This window comes from Mycolicibacterium fluoranthenivorans (genome assembly GCF_011758805.1).
In the GTDB taxonomy this organism is placed as follows: domain Bacteria; phylum Actinomycetota; class Actinomycetes; order Mycobacteriales; family Mycobacteriaceae; genus Mycobacterium; species Mycobacterium fluoranthenivorans.
The window spans coordinates 417,225-434,413 of record NZ_JAANOW010000002.1; the positions used below are offsets into that span (position 1 = coordinate 417,225).

The following is a 17,189-nucleotide window of genomic DNA, read 5'->3' on the forward strand; positions in this document are numbered from 1 at the left end:
CTGTCCGCCGTGACTGAGCGCACCCTTGTTTTGATCAAGCCCGACGGCGTTGCACGCCACCTGATCGGCGAGATCGTCAGCCGGATCGAGCGCAAGGGCCTGACCTTCGCGGCACTTGAGCTCAAGGTCGTCAGCGACGACCTGGCCCGCCAGCATTACGCCGAGCACGACGGCAAGCCGTTCTTCGGGTCGTTGCTGGAGTTCATCACCTCCGGTCCGGTGGTGGCGGCCGTGGTCGAGGGACCGCGCGCGATCGCCGCGTTCCGTCAGATCGCGGGCGGCACCGACCCGGTGGAGAAGGCCACGCCGGGCACCATCCGTGGCGACCTGGCTCTGGTCACCCAGGACAACCTGGTCCACGGCTCCGATTCACCCGAGTCGGCGGCCCGTGAAATCGCTCTCTGGTTCCCCGGCCTGACGGGCGCTTAGCTCGCGGTTGGGCCCGCTTCGTCAGATTCCGGCTCGCGGTGTGGGATACTGGCCCTGGGAGATCGGCGCCACAAGGGGTCCGAACTCCCGGATGAAGACTTCGACGAGCGCGACCACCGCGATCTTGCGGTGAGGCGCCGACCGTCCAGCCATCATTCAGCCAGGCACCGAGTGGGTTCATCCGAACTGCTCGGGGCGAGACCATAACAAGTCCGGGGTAAGTGTCCCGGACCCATAGCGGAAGCCCTCGCGTGGCCGCGTCGATCTGACGCGCCCGGGGGCTTGAGGAGAATACGTGGCCGAAGATGCCCATACCCAAGACCTTTCCCAAGCAGCGCAGAGTGAGGAACTGCCGGCGAAGCTGAGAGTTCACTCGCTGGCGCGTCTGCTGGGCACCACCAGTAAGCGCATCGTCGATGTGCTCGCCGAGCTCGACGGCAGGGCTCGCAGCCCGCACTCCACGGTCGACAAGGCCGAGGCAGAGCGCGTCCGCGACCTGCTCAACGCGGCCGAAGCCGAGCCGCCCCACGCGACCGGGTCCGTCGAACCGGCGGAGGTGGCCGCAGCCGTCGAGGTGGTGAACGCCGAACCCGAATCGCGGTTGCTGCTGGAAACCCCGCACGCCTTCGAACTGGAGGTGGCGAGCGAGCTCAGCCCGCGCGGCGAGGTCGAACCTGCTCCGTATCTGCCGCTGTTCGTCGCGCCGCAACCGGTCGAGTTCGCGCCGCGGGTGGCTGCGGCCGATCAGGGTGACGAGGTCGAGGACGGCGACGCCACCGACGACTCCGCTGAGGACGCCGACGACGCCGACGACACTGATTCCGACGCCGAGGACGGTCAGTCGGATCGTCCCGCCGCGCGCCGTCGTCGCCGGGGCCGTCGGGGCCGAGGCCGCGGTCGCGGCGAGCAGAGTGCCGATGAAGCCGGTGACGACGTCGGCGAGGGTGCCGAAGACGGCGCGGCCGAGGGCGAGCAGTCCGACGAGGACGCCGAGGACGCCGACGACACCGACGAGGATGCCGGTGACGAGGCAGGTGGCGCCGAGGGCGGCACGCGTCGCCGTCGCCGCCGGCGCCGGCGTAAGTCGGGCAACGGTGGAGACGAGGACTCGGTATCGCCGGACGATCCGCCGAACACCGTCGTGCACGAGCGCACGCCGCGGGAGAAGAGCGCCAAACCCGATAACGAGATCCAGGGCATCAGCGGATCGACGCGGCTGGAGGCCAAGCGCCAGCGCCGCCGGGACGGTCGCGACGCCGGCCGGCGCCGCCCGCCCATCCTGAGCGAGGCCGAGTTCCTGGCCCGGCGGGAGGCTGTCGAACGCACGATGATCGTGCGGGACAAGGTCCGCACCGAGCCGCCGCACGAGGGCGCCCGGTACACCCAGATCGCGGTGCTCGAAGACGGCGTCGTGGTCGAACACTTCGTGACGTCAGCAGCGTCGGCGAGCCTGGTCGGCAATATCTACCTGGGCATCGTGCAGAACGTGCTGCCCTCGATGGAGGCCGCGTTCGTCGATATCGGCCGTGGCCGCAACGGCGTGCTCTACGCCGGTGAGGTCAACTGGGAGGCCGCCGGCCTGGGCGGTAACAACCGCAAGATCGAGCAGGCACTCAAACCCGGCGACTACGTCGTCGTGCAGGTCAGCAAGGATCCTGTCGGGCACAAGGGCGCCCGGCTCACCACGCAGATCTCGCTGGCCGGCCGCTACCTGGTGTACGTGCCCGGGGCCTCGTCGACCGGGATCAGCCGGAAGCTGCCCGACACCGAGCGGCAGCGGCTCAAGGAGATCCTGAAAGAGGTGGTGCCCGCAGGTGCCGGTGTGATCATTCGCACCGCGTCCGAGGGCGTCAAGGAAGACGACATCCGCACCGACGTGAACCGGCTGCAGGAGCGCTGGGCCCAGATCGAGGCCGCCGCCGCGGAGACCACCGGCAAGAAGGCCGGTGCCGCGATCGCGCTCTACGAAGAACCTGATGTGCTGGTCAAGGTGATCCGCGACCTGTTCAACGAGGACTTCTCCGGTCTGATCGTCTCCGGCGACGAGGCCTGGAAGACCATCAACGACTACGTGAACTCGGTTGCACCCGAGCTTGTTCCGCGCATGACCAAGTACGAGCCGGCCAATCCCGATGCCCCCGACGTGTTCGCTGTGCACCGGATCGACGAGCAGCTCGCCAAGGCGCTGGACCGCAAGGTGTGGCTGCCCTCGGGCGGCACCCTGGTCATCGACCGCACCGAGGCGATGACGGTCATCGACGTCAACACCGGGAAGTTCACCGGTTCGGGCGGCAACCTCGAACAGACCGTGACCCGCAACAACCTGGAAGCCGCCGAGGAGACGGTGCGGCAACTGAGGCTGCGCGATATCGGCGGCATCGTGGTGATCGACTTCATCGACATGGTGCTGGAGTCCAACCGCGATCTGGTGCTGCGGCGCCTCACCGAGGCACTGGCCCGCGACCGCACCCGGCATCAGGTGTCGGAGGTGACCTCGCTCGGGCTGGTGCAGCTGACCCGCAAGCGCCTGGGCACCGGGCTGGTCGAGGCGTTCTCCACCACCTGTACGCACTGCGCCGGCAGGGGAATCGTCCTGCACGTCGATCCGGTGGACACCGCGCAGGCGGTCGCGCGCAAGGCCGAGTCGGCCGGTGCTGCCGCCGGCGCGGCCGGTGGCGGCGGCGGACGCCGGGGCAAACGCGGTAAGAAGGGCGCCAAGACCGAGCCCGAAGAGGTACAGGTCGCGAAGGTGCCTGCACACGCGGCGGGCGAGCATCCGATGTTCAAGGCGATGGCCGCGGCCAACGGCAAGCATGAGGATGAGGACGGCCGGCCCCTCGACGACGAAGACGAGACGCTCGCTGAAGGCGACGAGGAGCTGATCGCCGTCGGCGATATCGACGACGACGCCGCCGAGGAGACCAACGGCGTCGATGCTGACGTCGAGGACGAGATCGAGGACGACGTCGATGTCATCGATGGCGACGATGACGACGATGACGACGACGATGACTCCGAAGACGACGAGTTCGACGAGGACTCCGACGATGACGATGACGATGACGAGGACGACGAGTTCGAGGATTCCGACGACGATGACTCGGACGACTCCGACGACGATGACGCGGACGATTCTGACGACGACGAGGACTCCGACGACGGTGACGAGGACGACGACACCGGCTCTGACCAGGCGATCGTGACACCCGAACCGGCGGTCGAGGCGAACGGTGCAGGTGGACGACGTCCGCGGCGCCGTGCCGCGGCACGGCCGGCCGGCCCCCCGAGGGACGCGGTTTGACCCTGTCCCCGCTGCTCACGTACCCTTGACCAGTTGTCGCGAGGCTAGTGGCCGCGAAAGCTGGCTCAGTTCGCAAACAAGACCTGCACGTGCATCCTCACCCTTTGCGCGCGCCCAGAAGAACGAAGTAGAGGAAGACTAACGATGGCAGCCGATAACGCCACGTACGCAATCGTCAAGACCGGCGGCAAGCAGTACAAGGTCGCCGTCGGTGACGTGGTCAAGGTCGAGAAGATCGAATCCGAACCGGGTTCCTCCGTCTCGCTGCCCGTCGCCCTCGTCGTCGATGGCGCGAAGGTCACCACCGCGGCCGATGAGCTGGCCAAGGTCGCGGTCACCGGTGAGGTGCTCGAGCACACCAAGGGCCCCAAGATCCGCATTCACAAGTTCAAGAACAAGACCGGCTACCACAAGCGGCAGGGTCACCGTCAGCAGCTGACCGTGCTCAAGGTCACCGGAATCAAGTAAGGGGCATACCAGACATGGCACATAAGAAGGGCGCATCCAGCTCACGCAACGGTCGCGACTCCGCCGCCCAGCGGCTCGGTGTCAAGCGATTCGGCGGCCAGTTGGTCAAGGCCGGCGAGATTTTGGTGCGGCAGCGGGGTACTCATTTCCATCCCGGCGTGAACGTCGGCCGTGGCGGCGACGACACGCTGTTCGCCACCGCCCCGGGCGTTGTCGAGTTCGGTGCCAAGCGGGGCCGCCGGACGGTCAACATCGTGCGACCGTCGGTCCAGGAGGCCTAGTTTTCCGAGGACTTTCCGCGAAGGTGAAGCTGCTGCGAGTTCTCCAGTCAGAACTTGTAGCGGCTTCACCTTTTTCATTGCTCCGTGGAAGGACCTGATATGCCCCGGTTCGTCGACCGCGTGGTCATCCACGCGCAGGCCGGTAACGGCGGCCATGGTTGCGCCTCGGTGCACCGGGAGAAGTTCAAACCGTTGGGTGGTCCCGACGGCGGGAACGGCGGTAAGGGCGGCAGCATCGTCCTGGTCGTCGATCCGCAGGTGCACACCCTGCTGGATTTCCACTTTCATCCACACGTCAACGCGCCCTCGGGCAAGCAGGGCGCGGGCAGTAACCGCGATGGTGCGGCGGGAGCCGATCTCGAGGTCCGGGTGCCCGACGGCACCGTGGTGCTCGATGATCAGGGCCGTCTGCTCGCCGATCTGGTCGGCGCCGGCACGCGTTTCGAAGCTGCCGCCGGCGGTCGGGGTGGACTCGGCAACGCGGCACTGGCATCCCGGGCCCGCAAGGCGCCCGGCTTCGCGCTGCTGGGGGAGAAGGGGCAGACCCGAGATCTGACCCTGGAGCTCAAGACGGTGGCCGATGTCGGTCTCGTCGGATTTCCCTCGGCCGGCAAATCTTCGCTGGTTTCCACGATTTCGGCGGCCAAACCCAAGATCGCCGACTATCCGTTCACGACGCTGGTGCCGAATCTGGGCGTGGTGTCCGCAGGGGACCACTCCTACACGGTCGCCGACGTGCCCGGCCTGATCCCCGGTGCCTCGGAAGGCCGGGGCCTGGGCTTGGACTTCCTGCGTCATATCGAGCGTTGTGCGGTACTGGTGCATGTCGTGGACTGCGCCACCCTGGAGCCGGGCCGCGACCCGATCTCCGATATCGATGCCCTTGAAGCCGAACTGGCCGCGTATCAGCCGACCTTGCAAGGTGATACGACTCTCGGCGATCTCGCCGACCGTCCCCGCGCCGTGGTGCTCAACAAGATCGATGTGCCCGAGGCGCGCGAACTGGCCGACTTCGTGCGTGACGAGATCGCCGAGAAGTATGGTTGGCCCGTCTACGAGATCTCCACCGTGAGCCGAGAAGGGCTGCGGCCCTTGATTTTCGCGCTGTGGGAATTGGTGTCGGCGTACCGGGCGGCGCAGCCCGAGGTGGCGCCGCGCCGCGCGGTCATTCGCCCGATCGCCGTCGACGAGACCGGTTTCACGGTATCGCCGGACGGACAGGGTGGTTTCCTCGTGCGGGGTACCCGGCCGGAACGCTGGATTGCGCAGACCAACTTCGAGAACGACGAAGCCGTGGGCTATCTGGGCGACCGCCTGGCCCGTCTGGGCGTCGAGGACGAACTGCTCAAGCAGGGCGCCACGCCGGGCTGTGCGGTGACGATCGGCGATATGACCTTCGACTGGGAGCCGCAGACCCCGGCGGGTATCGACACCCACCTGTCGGGGCGAGGCACCGACATCCGCCTCGAGCAGACCGAGCGGGTGGGCGCCGATGAGCGCAAGGCAGCACGGAAGGCACGCCGGGAGAACGACGCATGAGTGCCTCGGTGCATCGCGAAGCCGTCCGTACCGCACGCAGCGTCGTCGTCAAGATCGGCACCACAGCGCTCACCACCCCGGCCGGTGTCTTCGACGCCGGCCGGCTGGCCACCCTCGCCGATGCCATCGAAGGCCGGATGAAGGCCGGCTCCGATGTGGTGATCGTGTCGTCCGGGGCCATCGCCGCCGGTATCGAACCGCTCGGTCTGACCAAACGCCCGAAGGACCTGGCCACCAAGCAGGCCGCGGCGAGCGTCGGTCAGGTCGCCCTGGTCAATTCCTGGAGTTCGGCATTCGGCCGCTATCAGCGCACGGTGGGCCAGGTCCTGCTGACCGCGCATGACATCTCGATGCGCGTCCAGCACACCAATGCCCAGCGCACGCTGGACCGGCTGCGGGCGTTGCACGCGGTGGCCATCGTCAACGAGAACGACACGGTCGCCACCAATGAGATCCGGTTCGGGGACAACGACAGGCTCTCGGCTCTGGTGGCGCATCTGGTCGGTGCGGACGCACTGATCCTGCTCTCCGATATCGACGGCCTGTACGACGGTGATCCGCGCAAGGCGTCCGATGACAATCCCGCGCGGTTCATCCCCGAGGTCGCCGCCGCGGGAGACCTCGACGGGGTGGTCGCGGGTGGCGGGAGCAGTCTGGGGACCGGAGGGATGGCCTCCAAGTTGTCCTCGGCGCTGCTGGCCGCCGATGCCGGCGTGCCGGTGCTGCTGGCTGCGGCAGCCGACGCGGCGGCCGCACTCGGCGACGCCTCGGTGGGTACGGTGTTCGCCCCTCGTCCCGAACGGATGTCGGCGCGCAGGTTCTGGGTCCGCTATGCCGCCGAGGCCGCGGGTGCGCTGACTCTGGACGACGGCGCGGTGCGTGCGGTGGTCACCCAGCGCCGGTCTCTGCTGCCCGCCGGGATCACGGCGGTGACGGGCAAATTTCACGGCGGTGATGTCGTCGAATTGCACGGACCCGACGGGCAGGTGGTCGCGCGCGGGGTGGTGGCCTACGACGCGGGTGAACTGGCCACGATGATCGGCCGGTCGACCCCGGACCTGCCTGCTGATCTGCGCCGGCCGGCGGTGCACGCCGACGATCTGGTGGCCACCTGACAGGCGTCGTCGGTGGGCGATTGTCGCAAAATTGACGTTTCTGCTGCTACCGGTGCGATCGAAGCGGCCGCGCCGGGCGGGACGACGCGTTGCACGAGATCGGTCGACGTAAGCACTCGCTATGCCAGAAATAAGGTTATGCTGCTCAAAACTAGGGGACAGCAAAGCGAAGGCCAGGGGGCATGACGGGGCGATCTGTACTTGCGGTGGGGGCTCATCCCGATGACATCGAGCTCGGGTGTGGCGGTGCGCTGGCAAAGCATGTGGCAGCCGGCGACCAGGTTGCCATGCTGGTCGTCACCCGGGGTGAGGTCGGCCCCGGTGACACGGCTCAGCGCGTGCACGAACAGCATCGTGCCGTCCAGGTTCTGGGTGTGGACACGCTGATGTGGGGTGAGGGATTCGCCGACTGCCGGGTCTCGCTACAGGAATTCGAGCTCGTCCACCTCATCGAGGACGCCATCGAAAAAGTCTCGGCGACAGTGGTTTACACCCACGCGGCCAACGACAGTCATCAGGACCACCGCGTCGTGTCGCGCTGCACCATGGGTGCGGCGCGCTGGGTGTCGACCATCATGGCTTACGGCGGGCCCTCGGCCGTGGGGTTCAATCCCACGGTGTTCATCGACATCTCGGACGCGCTGGACAAGAAGGTTCAGGCGTTGATGTGCCACGTGTCGCAGGCCGAAGCCAGTGAAAAGGTGAGCGCCTCGTGGGTGCGCAGCACCGCCGAGCACTACGGATTCCTGTGCCGCCGTCCGTTCGCCGAAGGGTTCGAGCCCGTTCGCCAGGTCCTCGACTTCTAGAGGAGTGGTGGGGCGAGCACAGCGACGGGATATGCAACCGACTTTCCTGGTGGTAGGCGCAGGCACTACCGGTATCGGCGCGGCGACGCGACTCACCGAGCTCGGAATCGACCATCTCGTGGTCGATGCGGGCGACCGGATCGGCGGGATGTCCGCCTCGGTCACCGATGAGCAGGGATTCACCTGGGACCTCGGCGGGCATGTGCTGCACAGTCACTTTCCCGAGTTCGACCACGCGGTACGCGCCAGCGGGGTCGGGATCAACCAGGTCACCCGAAACGGCTGGGTGTGGCTCACCGGTGACGGCCCGCAGAGTCTGGTCCCGACTCCGATCCAGCAGCAGCTCACCGAGCTGCCCACCGATCTGCGTCCCGATGCACCCGCGCACCACCTCGCCGATTACTACCTCAACCACTTCGGCCGCCGGCTCTACGAGCAGTTCTTCGAGCCCTACAACCGCAAGATGTGGACGGCGCCGCTGCATGAGGTCGACCACGGCTGGACGTCGCTGCGCAGCGGCAGCCACACCCGCAATGTTCCCCAGTTGGGGTTGGCGGGCAGCAACCCACCTGCCCCGGCCGAGGCGTTTCCGTACCCGATCGGTGGTACGGGCGCCCTGTGGCAGGCCGTGCAGGACACGCTGATGACACCCGGTTCGACCCGGCTGGGTACCCGGGTGCTCGGCCTGGACCCGGACAAGCGGGTGGCCACCCTCGATGACGGGTCCTCGGTGTCGTACGACTACTGCGTCAGCACGGCACCGATCACCACGGCACTGGGCTGGATCGGGCAGGGGCACCAGACGACCGGTCTGCGGGCGAGCCGGGTGCACGCCGTCGGACTGGGGTACCGCGGCGAGCCGCCGCCGGCGCTGGCCGACAAGACCTGGCTGTACTGCCCCGACGAGGGCGTGCCGTGGTACCGCGCCACGATGCTGAGCAACTACGACCCCGGCAATGCGGGGCCGGGCCGCTGGAACATCCTGTGCGAGGTGCCGTCCTTCCCCGGCCAGACATCCTCGGCCGCGGATTCGATCGGCGCGGTGCAGGCTTCGCTGGCGGTTCTGGGTGCCGACCCGGCCCGGGTGCAGAGCCGGTTCGCCCAGACCATTCCGTTCGGGTATCCGGTGCCCACGCTGGGGCGTGATGACGTGCTGCGCGCCGCCGACAAGACGCTGACGGGGTACGGCATCTACAGCAGGGGGAGGTTCGGGGGCTGGCGGTACGAGTCGTCGAATCAGGACTATGGCTACATGCAGGGCAGGCAAGCCGTCGACCACGCGTTGACGGGTGCGGCCGAGGATGTGTACTGGCACCCGGAGTGGTTTTCCTGACCTAGTCGACGGGCTCCAGATATAGTGCGCCCCAGACGATTTCGGTGAGTGAAGCGGCCAGCTCGGTATCGAAGGACATTGGCTGGAACGGCAGATTCTGGTGGCAGGTCCGTTCCACCATCCACGTGAGCGAGCTCGCGGTGGCCGCGACGGGCAGTGAGCGCCGGATCGAACCGGCGGCCTGGCCGCGCTCGATGACGCCGGCGACCTGGTCGGTGATTCCGGTCAACAGGTCGCGGTAGGTGTCGCGGACGCCCGCGTCGTAGCCGGCCATCTCGTTGAGTGCGACGAGTACGGGTTGGTGACGGCGGTAACCGGCGATGATGCCCGACATCGCGGCGTGTACGTCGGCCGGATCCCGGCGCCCGGAAACACTCCACCATTGATCGGCGGCCACCGCCAGGTCGCTGAACACCTGGGTGGCCAGCCGGCGCAGCAGATGGCCCTTGTCCTCGAAATAGATGTAGAAGCTGGCTCGCGAGATACCTGCCTCGGTGGCCAGCCGGTCGACGCTGAGCTCGGTGAAGCTGGCGCCGTCGGCCATCAGCCGGTCGGTGGCGTCCAGCAGGTCGCGTTCGATCTGCTGGCGGCGTTCCTGGCGTTTGGCCTGCGGTCTACGGGTCACCGATGGCATGCCCGTCAGGATATCGGCCGAGTGCACGCCTTGACTAGACGTAGTGTCTAGACCTATCGTCACGAACATGACTGTGTCAGCCATCACATCGACAGCGTCGGAACGTCCGTACGATTCGATCGACCTCTCCTCGCGCGCGTTCTGGGCCACCACCGCGGCCGATCGTGAGGTCGCGTTCGCGCAGTTGCGCGCCCAGCGCCCGGTCAGCTGGCACAAGCCCGTCGAGGACGCCTTGATGGAGGATCCGAACGACAAAGGCTTCTGGGCGGTCACCCGGCACGCCGATATCGTCACCGTCAGCCGCGACAGCGAGACCTTCCTGTCCGGTAAGGGGGTGCTGTTCGAGACCGTGCCCGAGGAACTGCTGGAGGCGTCGCAGTCCTTCCTGGCGATGGACGCGCCGCGACACACGTTGATCCGCAAGCTCGTTCATTCGGCCTTCACGCCGCGTCAGGTCGCGCGCATCGAATCCTCGATCAAGAACAACGCCAAAGGCATCGTCGAAGAACTGGCTGCGGCGGGCAGCGGTGCGGACTTCGTCGAGCACTGCGCCAAGGAACTGCCGGTGCGCACGCTCTCGGATATGGTCGGCATCCCGGAGTCCGAGCGCAGCCGGGTGGCGCACGCCGCGGATGCGTTGGTGTCGTGGGCGGACCCGGTCTTCCTGGCCGGCCGTAATCCTCTCGAGGTGCTGCTGGAGAACCAGATGTACCTGCATCAGGTGGCCGGTGCGTTGGCCGCCGAGCGCCGGGAGAACCCGGGCAACGACCTGATCAGTGCCCTGGTGCACGCCGAGATCGACGGGGATCGGCTCACCGACTTCGAAGTGTCCGCGTTCTTCGTCCTGCTCGCGGTGGCCGGTAATGACACCACCCGCCAGACGGCCAGCCATGCGGTCAAGGCGCTCACCGATTTCCCGGACCAGCGGGCGTGGCTGCTCGACGATTTCGACGACCGGATCGGTTCCGCCGTGGAGGAATTCGTGCGCTGGGCAAGCCCGGTGATGACATTCCGGCGCACCGCCGCCGTCGACGTCGAACTCGGCGGTCAGCAGATCGCGGCGGGGGACAAGGTGGTGATGTTCTACGCGTCCGGCAACTGGGACACCGAGGTGTTCGACCGGCCGGAGCGTTTCGATCTGAGCCGTAAACCCAACCCGCATCTGGGCTTCGGCGGTGGCGGCCGGCATTTCTGCCTCGGTGCGCACGTGGCCCGTACGCAGCTGCGGGCGCTGTTCTTCGAACTGCTCACCCAGTTGCCCGATATCGCGGCGGGCGAACCGGCCTATCTGGAAGGCAACTTCGTGCACGCCGTCCGGGCGATGCCCTGCACGTTCTAGGGCAAGGGGGCGGCCACCGGTAGCTCGCCGGCCAGCAGGGTCAGCAGCTCCGAACAGCCGCCCTCGACCTTGACCGTGGCCTGCGCATCACCGCGGGTCTGGCCGCGATTGATGATCGCGATCGGCATGCCCACCGCGGCGGCGTGCCGGACGAACCGGTAGCCGGAGAACACGGTCAGTGACGACCCCGCGACCAGCAGGGCCTCGGCCGCTTCGACCAAGGAAAATGCCTGTGCTACGCGCTCTTTCGGCACGCTTTCGCCGAAGTAGACGATATCCGGTTTCAGCATCCCGCCGCAGCGCGGACAGTCCAGATAGTGGAACGTCGAGGTGTCGGTGACGACCGCGTCGGCGTCGGGGGCCACGGCGATACCGCCGACCTGCTCGGCGCGCTCGATGAAACCGGGGTTGAGCGCCTCCAATTCGTCGGCCAGTGCGGCGCGGCTCATGGTGTACCCACACCCCAGGCAGACCACCTGGGCGTACGTGCCGTGCAGATTCACCACCTGGCGGCTACCGGCCTTGGTGTGCAGCAGATCGACGTTCTGGGTGATCAGGCCCGTCACCACTCCGGCCTGCTCCAGTGCGGCCAGCGCGCGATGGCCGGCGTTGGGTCGGGTGTCGTCCATATGCCGCCAGCCGACATGATTGCGGGCCCAGTAACGCTGACGGAACACCGGATCGGAGGTGAACTGGGCGATCGTCATCGGATTGCTCGGCGGAGAGTCCGGACCGCGGTAGTCCGGAATCCCCGAATCGGTCGACATACCCGCCCCCGTCAGGACCGCCAGCCGCAGTCCGGACAGGGCAGATACGAGTTCGGGGGCTTCCACCCCACCCAGGATAGGGATAATGGCGACGTGGACTTCTATTCCGCCTACCGGCACGGATACGTGCGGGTCGCCGCGTGCACGCACCACACCACGCTGGCCGACCCCGCGGCCAACGCGGATTCGGTGCTGCGCACGGCCCGCGAATGTCATGACGACGCCGTCGGGCTGGCGGTGTTCCCGGAGCTCACCCTGTCCGGGTACTCGCTCGAGGACATCGTGTTGCAGGACACGCTGCTCAATGCCGTGCAAGACGCGGTGGCCACCCTGCTGGCAGGGTCGGCCGACCTGCTGCCGGTGCTGGTGGTCGGCGCCCCGCTGCGGCACGGCAACCGGGTGTACAACACCGCGTTGGTGATTCACCGCGGCACCCTCCTCGGGGTGGTGCCCAAGTCGTATCTGCCCACCTACCGGGAGTTCTACGAGCGCCGTCAGATCGCTGCGGGTGACGACGCCCGCGGCACCATCCGGATCAACGGCGCAGACGTGCCGTTCGGGCCGGATCTGCTGTTCACGGCCGCCGACCTGCCCGATTTCGTCCTGCACGTGGAGATTTGCGAGGACATGTGGGTACCCATTCCGCCGAGCGCCCAGGCCGCGCTGGCAGGAGCCACGGTGCTGGCGAACCTGTCGGGCAGCCCCATCACCATCGGTCGTGCCGAGGACCGCAAGCTGCTGGCCCGCTCGGCGTCGTCACGCTGCCTGGCCGCCTACGTGTACGCCGCCGCCGGTGAGGGGGAGTCGACCACCGACCTGGCCTGGGACGGGCAGACCATGATCTACGAGAACGGGGTGCTGCTGGCCGAATCCGATCGCTTCCCGAAAGGGGAGCGGCGCAGCGTCGCCGACGTCGACACCGCACTGCTGCGCGCGGAGCGACTGCGCCAGGGCACCTTCGACGACAATGCGCGCCATCACGGCGCCGCAGCGAACGTGCGCCGGATCGAGTTCACCCTCGACCCACCGGACGGCGACATCGGTCTGCGCCGAGCGGTGGAGCGGTTCCCCTTCGTGCCGTCGGATCCGCAACGGCTGCAGCAGGATTGCTACGAGGCCTACAACATCCAGGTGTCGGGGCTGGAGCAGCGGCTGCGCGCGCTGAACTATCCGAAGGTGGTCATCGGGGTCTCCGGCGGCCTGGACTCCACCCACGCCCTCATCGTCGCGGCCAAGGCCATGGACCGCGAAAGCCGCCCGCGCAGCGACATCTTGGCGTTCACCCTGCCCGGCTTTGCCACCGGCGATCGCACCAAGGGCAATGCCATCGCGTTGTCCAAGGCGTTGGGGGTGACCTTCGAGGAGATCGACATCCGGGATACGGCCACCCTGATGCTCACCGAGATGGGACATCCGGTGGTCCAGGGCGAGAAGGTCTACGACATCACGTTCGAGAACGTCCAGGCCGGGTTGCGCACCGACTACCTGTTCCGGCTGGCCAATCAGCGTGGCGGCATCGTCTTGGGCACCGGGGATCTGTCCGAACTCGGGTTGGGCTGGTCCACCTACGGCGTCGGTGACCAGATGTCGCACTACAACGTCAACGGCGGTGTCCCGAAGACGCTCATTCAGCACCTGATCCGTTGGGTGATCTCGTCGGGTCAGTTCGGCGAGGATGTCAACGAGGTGCTGGCGTCGGTGCTGGACACCGAGATCACCCCGGAGCTGGTGCCCGTGGGTGAGGACGGCAAGGTGCAGAGCAGCGAAGCCAAGGTGGGTCCCTATGCGCTGCAGGACTTCTCACTGTTCCAGGCGCTTCGTCACGGATTCGGGCCGGCCAAGATCGCCTTCCTGGCCTGGCATGCGTGGAGTGCTGCGGACCGAGGTGACTGGCCGACGGGGATTCCACTGGACAAGCGGCCGGAGTATTCACTGGCGGAGATCCGGCACTGGCTGACGGTGTTCGCGCAGCGGTTCTACTCTTTCAGCCAGTTCAAGCGGTCCGCGCTGCCCAACGGCCCCAAGGTGTCCGCGGGCGGTGCGCTGTCACCGCGCGGCGACTGGCGCGCCCCGTCGGACATGTCCGCGCGGATCTGGCTCGATGAGATCGAATGCGGGATCCCCGCGGAGTAGCGTCCGCGCTCCCCGAAGATCAGGCGGCCGAGGCGGTTTCGGCTGCGGCGAGCGGGCCTGGGCCCTCGGCGCGCGCCCGGGCCGCGGCACGGACGATGACGGCGAAGCAGATGGTGATCGGGATGGCCGCGCCGTCCATTCCGCCGGCGATGATCGCATCGGCGGCGGTGAAGTCGGGTGGCACGATCAGCGAGTACAAGCTGGCCGACAGTGGGGCCGCCGCGAAACCCCACAGCAGCCAACGCCATTGCCGTTCCCTTGCGACGTTGTCCCGCGCGCGGGCGCGGGCGACACCGAGGAGAGCCATCGCGATGCTGATCCAGACCGGCACCAGGTGGAACGCGACCAGGGAGTGCGGGATCGGCTCGGGCAACCGCGACGTCAGACCCGTGTAGGTGAGCGAGCCGAGCACCGCCAGGGCCACCGCCGCGCCGTATCTCCAGACCGGCGCCGCGGTGTCGGCCTCATCGGACGGGGCTTGCCGGCTGGCAATGAAGGCCACCGCGGCGCCGCCGGGTGCGACGACCCCCAGAATCAACGAGCCCACACCGATATTGGTGAGCACGTCGTGTTGCGGGATCACCGGCTGGATCCCGATCCAGATGAACCGCAGCAGCGGTGCGGTCAACATGAAGGCGATGCTGTAGGTCATCCAGGCGCGATGGGTGACCATGTCGCGCTTGCGGATCGCGTAGAGCGCGTACCAGGCGCTGGCGAGCGTGCCCACCGCCAGACCGCGTAGTTGGGTCTCGAACGCGGGTCCGATGAAGTGTCGGGCCGGTGGGGTGACGTAGAGAAAGATCAGGGCGGTCAGCATGCTGATCGTCATCAGGGCGAGGTAGCTGCGACCGTTCCACCGGTGCACCGCGGGCCACCGCTCGCGGATTCGCGCCGAGAACTGGAACATGGCCAGTGTCAACGCCAGTGCACCCAACGTGGTGTGTACCAACAGCACCACCCGGTGCTCGGCGTAGGCCTGGTGCCGGACCGCGTCGACCGATCCGTCGCCCAGCGCGTAGCCGCGGCCGTTGATCGCGGTGTTCACGTCGTCCTGCCAGCGTGGGACTCCGGTGCCGAACAGCGGCCAGGTGTAGTTCAGCGCGAGCGGCAGATAGAGGGCGCCCACCACCGCAGTGAAGATGAAGAGGCCCCGTGAGAGCGTCACCTGTTTGTCGTTGTCCATTTGGATGTCAGATTCTAAGTGGCGATGTGCCCGGCGCACGGGATTTTGCTCGACCGTCAGTCAGAGGCGGCCTTCGGTGCGCAGATCGGGGTGCACCCAGTCCGGGGACCGGCGTTCCTTGAACGCGACGAAACCCGCTCTGGCCTCGTCTCCGCTGTAGCTGGCCTTCATCCCGATCCGGTCGAACAGTCCGAGGTAGTTGTCCAGGCTCGATTTCACCACCGAGCGGGCGTGGGGTGCGGTCCGGCAGACCTGCGCCAACACCTCACGCGCCTCGTCGAGCAGGGTGTCGTGCGGCACCACCCGAGACACCATGCCCCAGTCCAGCGCCTCCTGCGCGGTGAGCACGCGGCCGGTGAACATCAGGTCGCGGGTGCGGACCGCGCCGATGAGGCGGGCCAGCATCTGGCTGTAATAGGTGTCGGCGATACCGCGGAACAATTCCGGGACCCGGAACGTGGCGCGTTCGCTGACCACCGCCATATCGCTGCACAGTGCGATCTGCAGGCCGCCGCCCTGGGCCAGTCCGTTCACTGCCGACACCACCGGCTTCACCGACTGGCGCAGTGTCTCGAACGGGGTGACATCCATCGACAGCGCCGAGGCCCACGTCATCCAGTCGTCACTGCCGTCGCCACCGCCGAGGTCCCCGCCCGGGGCGAAGACGTCTCCGGTGCCGGTGATGAGCAGGCCGGCCAACTCCGGATCGGCCTCCACGCGGCTGACGGCGTAGCGGATGCCGAAGTACATCGCCGGGGTCATGGCGTTGCGGGCCGCGGGCCGGTCCAGACGCACCACGCCGAAGGGGCCGTGCCGCTCGAATGTCAGGAACGGGGTACCGAGCCAGTCACCGTCGGGCGGTCGCGCTGTCATGGCTGCCGACTATAACCACAACTGTTGGTGATTCAGTTGAGTGCGTCCTCGATGGCCTCGTCGTAGGGGGCGCAATCGCCCGCGCCCGGCACCAGGGTGGCCAGCGCACCGGCCGCGCACGCCCGGCGCAGTGCGTAGCCGCGGTCGGTGGCCCAGCCCGCGGCGAGCACGCCGGCGAACACGTCGCCGGCGCCGGTGGTGTCCAATGCCTCGACCGGGTACGCCGGAACCCGGGTATGTCCGTGGGTGGTGCGATGGTCGGCACCGCGCGCGCCCAAGGTGGTGACCAGATGCGGTACCGGCCGATCCCATTGTGCTGCCTCGGATTCGTTGACGATCACCACATCGGTGACGTCGGCCAGCTGGGCAAGCGCGGCCGAATCCGCACCGGTGGGCGATGCGTTGAGGATCACCGTCGCGCCGGCCGCGCGCGCAATTCTGGCTGCTGTCACCGCCGTGTCCACCGGGATCTCCAGCTGCATCAACAGCACCTCGCAGTCGGCGACGATATCGCGCAGCTTGGCGGGTGTCAGGGTGAGATGGGCATTGGCGCCGGGGGCGACCACGATGACGTTCTCGGCATGGGTGTCGACCACGATGCTCGCCATCCCGCTCGGTACCGGCAGCGTCACCACGCCCGCCACATCCACGCCGTTATCGCTCAGATGGGCTTTGAGCGCGAGCCCTGCCGCGTCGTCACCGACCGCCGCCACCAGCGTGACGTCGGCGCCGGCCCGGGCCGCGGCGATCGCCTGGTTGCCGCCCTTACCGCCGGGGGACTGGGTGACCGAGGATGCCAGCACCGTCGCGCCGGGCACCGGCAGCGTGTCCACGGCGAAGACGAGGTCCATGTTCACGCTGCCCACCACACATACCCGCGTCACGGCTTCACCGTAGTCGTCACGGGCAGGTCATCACGTGTCTGCTCCAGCGAGATCGACGTCAGGGTCGTGGTTCGACCGGTGAGGTGACGCTCGGGAGCGTGCGC

Annotated in this window: 15 protein-coding genes; 10 read left to right on the forward strand and 5 right to left on the reverse strand. The window is 67.6% G+C overall.

The window, feature by feature from the left end:
* Positions 1-9: 9 nt before the first annotated feature.
* The 8 genes from ndk to FHU31_RS20075 all read left to right on the forward strand — a co-directional run bounded on the left by ndk (position 10) and on the right by FHU31_RS20075 (position 9,272).
* The gene (gene ndk, locus FHU31_RS20040) at positions 10-429 is read left to right on the forward strand and encodes a nucleoside-diphosphate kinase (protein WP_090353372.1); all 420 of its coding nucleotides are present in this window, start codon (positions 10-12) and stop codon (positions 427-429) included.
* A 295-nt stretch (positions 430-724) separates the two neighbouring features.
* Complete coding sequence (rne, locus tag FHU31_RS20045) at positions 725-3,730, forward strand: ribonuclease E (protein WP_167161811.1); 3,006 nt, start codon at positions 725-727, stop codon at positions 3,728-3,730.
* Positions 3,731-3,874: 144 nt separating this feature from the next.
* Entirely contained in the window at positions 3,875-4,198 is a 324-nt protein-coding gene (gene rplU / locus FHU31_RS20050; RefSeq protein ID WP_090353376.1) for a 50S ribosomal protein L21, read from the forward strand.
* A gap of 14 nt (positions 4,199-4,212) precedes the next feature.
* Positions 4,213-4,479 carry a 50S ribosomal protein L27 gene (rpmA, locus tag FHU31_RS20055; RefSeq protein ID WP_090353378.1) on the forward strand — a complete coding sequence of 89 codons (267 nt, stop codon included), beginning with the start codon at positions 4,213-4,215 and terminating at the stop codon, positions 4,477-4,479.
* 99 nt (positions 4,480-4,578) lie between these two features.
* Positions 4,579-6,018 carry a GTPase ObgE gene (obgE, locus tag FHU31_RS20060; protein WP_090353379.1) on the forward strand — a complete coding sequence of 480 codons (1,440 nt, stop codon included), beginning with the start codon at positions 4,579-4,581 and terminating at the stop codon, positions 6,016-6,018.
* Complete coding sequence (gene proB, locus FHU31_RS20065) at positions 6,015-7,133, forward strand: glutamate 5-kinase (RefSeq protein WP_167161812.1); 1,119 nt, start codon at positions 6,015-6,017, stop codon at positions 7,131-7,133. Before obgE ends, proB begins: the two co-directional genes overlap by 4 nt.
* 182 nt (positions 7,134-7,315) lie before the next feature.
* Positions 7,316-7,939 (forward strand): PIG-L deacetylase family protein, encoded by a 624-nt coding sequence (locus tag FHU31_RS20070; protein WP_167161814.1) that lies wholly within the window; start codon positions 7,316-7,318, stop codon positions 7,937-7,939.
* Positions 7,940-7,970: 31 nt separating this feature from the next.
* Positions 7,971-9,272 carry a protoporphyrinogen/coproporphyrinogen oxidase gene (locus FHU31_RS20075; RefSeq protein WP_167161816.1) on the forward strand — a complete coding sequence of 434 codons (1,302 nt, stop codon included), beginning with the start codon at positions 7,971-7,973 and terminating at the stop codon, positions 9,270-9,272.
* Between the two features lies 1 nt (position 9,273).
* On the opposite strand, the gene FHU31_RS20080 is transcribed toward FHU31_RS20075, so the two are convergent.
* Positions 9,274-9,906, reverse strand: coding sequence for a TetR/AcrR family transcriptional regulator (locus FHU31_RS20080; protein WP_167161818.1), 633 nt, complete (start codon positions 9,904-9,906; stop codon positions 9,274-9,276).
* Between the two features lie 67 nt (positions 9,907-9,973).
* On the opposite strand from FHU31_RS20080, the gene FHU31_RS20085 reads away from it, so the two are divergent.
* A complete protein-coding gene (locus FHU31_RS20085; RefSeq protein ID WP_167161820.1) occupies positions 9,974-11,245 on the forward strand; it encodes a cytochrome P450 in 1,272 nt (423 codons plus the stop codon).
* Here FHU31_RS20085 and FHU31_RS20090 read toward each other — a convergent pair.
* Entirely contained in the window at positions 11,242-12,078 is an 837-nt protein-coding gene (locus tag FHU31_RS20090) for an NAD-dependent protein deacetylase (RefSeq protein ID WP_263987779.1), read from the reverse strand. The two genes, FHU31_RS20085 and FHU31_RS20090, sit on opposite strands and share 4 nt — an antisense overlap.
* Positions 12,079-12,105: 27 nt before the next feature.
* Between FHU31_RS20090 and FHU31_RS20095 the strand changes: the two genes are divergently transcribed.
* Entirely contained in the window at positions 12,106-14,145 is a 2,040-nt protein-coding gene (locus FHU31_RS20095) for an NAD(+) synthase (RefSeq protein ID WP_167161822.1), read from the forward strand.
* Between the two features lie 19 nt (positions 14,146-14,164).
* Here the strand turns inward: FHU31_RS20095 and FHU31_RS20100 are convergent, their stop codons facing one another.
* Genes FHU31_RS20100 through FHU31_RS20110 form a run of 3 tightly spaced genes read right to left on the reverse strand, consistent with a single transcriptional unit; the run spans position 14,165 to position 17,085 of the window.
* Positions 14,165-15,328, reverse strand: coding sequence for a DUF2306 domain-containing protein (locus tag FHU31_RS20100; protein WP_167161824.1), 1,164 nt, complete (start codon positions 15,326-15,328; stop codon positions 14,165-14,167).
* A 60-nt stretch (positions 15,329-15,388) separates the two neighbouring features.
* Positions 15,389-16,201, reverse strand: a complete 813-nt coding sequence (locus tag FHU31_RS20105) for an enoyl-CoA hydratase/isomerase family protein (protein ID WP_167161826.1) — start codon at positions 16,199-16,201, stop codon at positions 15,389-15,391.
* A 32-nt stretch (positions 16,202-16,233) separates the two neighbouring features.
* Positions 16,234-17,085 carry a ribokinase gene (locus FHU31_RS20110; RefSeq protein WP_167161828.1) on the reverse strand — a complete coding sequence of 284 codons (852 nt, stop codon included), beginning with the start codon at positions 17,083-17,085 and terminating at the stop codon, positions 16,234-16,236.
* Positions 17,086-17,189: the final 104 nt, after the last annotated feature.

What these genes read in the sequence shown, in the direction of transcription:
- FHU31_RS20105 (WP_167161826.1), bottom strand. Translation starts at nt 16,201, where the DNA reads ATGACAGCGCGACCGCCCGACGGTGACTGGCTCGGTACCCCGTTCCTG.
- FHU31_RS20075 (WP_167161816.1), top strand. Translation starts at nt 7,971, where the DNA reads ATGCAACCGACTTTCCTGGTGGTAGGCGCAGGCACTACCGGTATCGGC.
- FHU31_RS20080 (WP_167161818.1), bottom strand. Translation starts at nt 9,906, where the DNA reads ATGCCATCGGTGACCCGTAGACCGCAGGCCAAACGCCAGGAACGCCGC.
- FHU31_RS20100 (WP_167161824.1), bottom strand. Translation starts at nt 15,328, where the DNA reads ATGGACAACGACAAACAGGTGACGCTCTCACGGGGCCTCTTCATCTTC.
- FHU31_RS20070 (WP_167161814.1), top strand. Translation starts at nt 7,316, where the DNA reads ATGACGGGGCGATCTGTACTTGCGGTGGGGGCTCATCCCGATGACATC.
- rplU (WP_090353376.1), top strand. Translation starts at nt 3,875, where the DNA reads ATGGCAGCCGATAACGCCACGTACGCAATCGTCAAGACCGGCGGCAAG.
- obgE (WP_090353379.1), top strand. Translation starts at nt 4,579, where the DNA reads ATGCCCCGGTTCGTCGACCGCGTGGTCATCCACGCGCAGGCCGGTAAC.
- proB (WP_167161812.1), top strand. Translation starts at nt 6,015, where the DNA reads ATGAGTGCCTCGGTGCATCGCGAAGCCGTCCGTACCGCACGCAGCGTC.
- rpmA (WP_090353378.1), top strand. Translation starts at nt 4,213, where the DNA reads ATGGCACATAAGAAGGGCGCATCCAGCTCACGCAACGGTCGCGACTCC.
- FHU31_RS20085 (WP_167161820.1), top strand. Translation starts at nt 9,974, where the DNA reads ATGACTGTGTCAGCCATCACATCGACAGCGTCGGAACGTCCGTACGAT.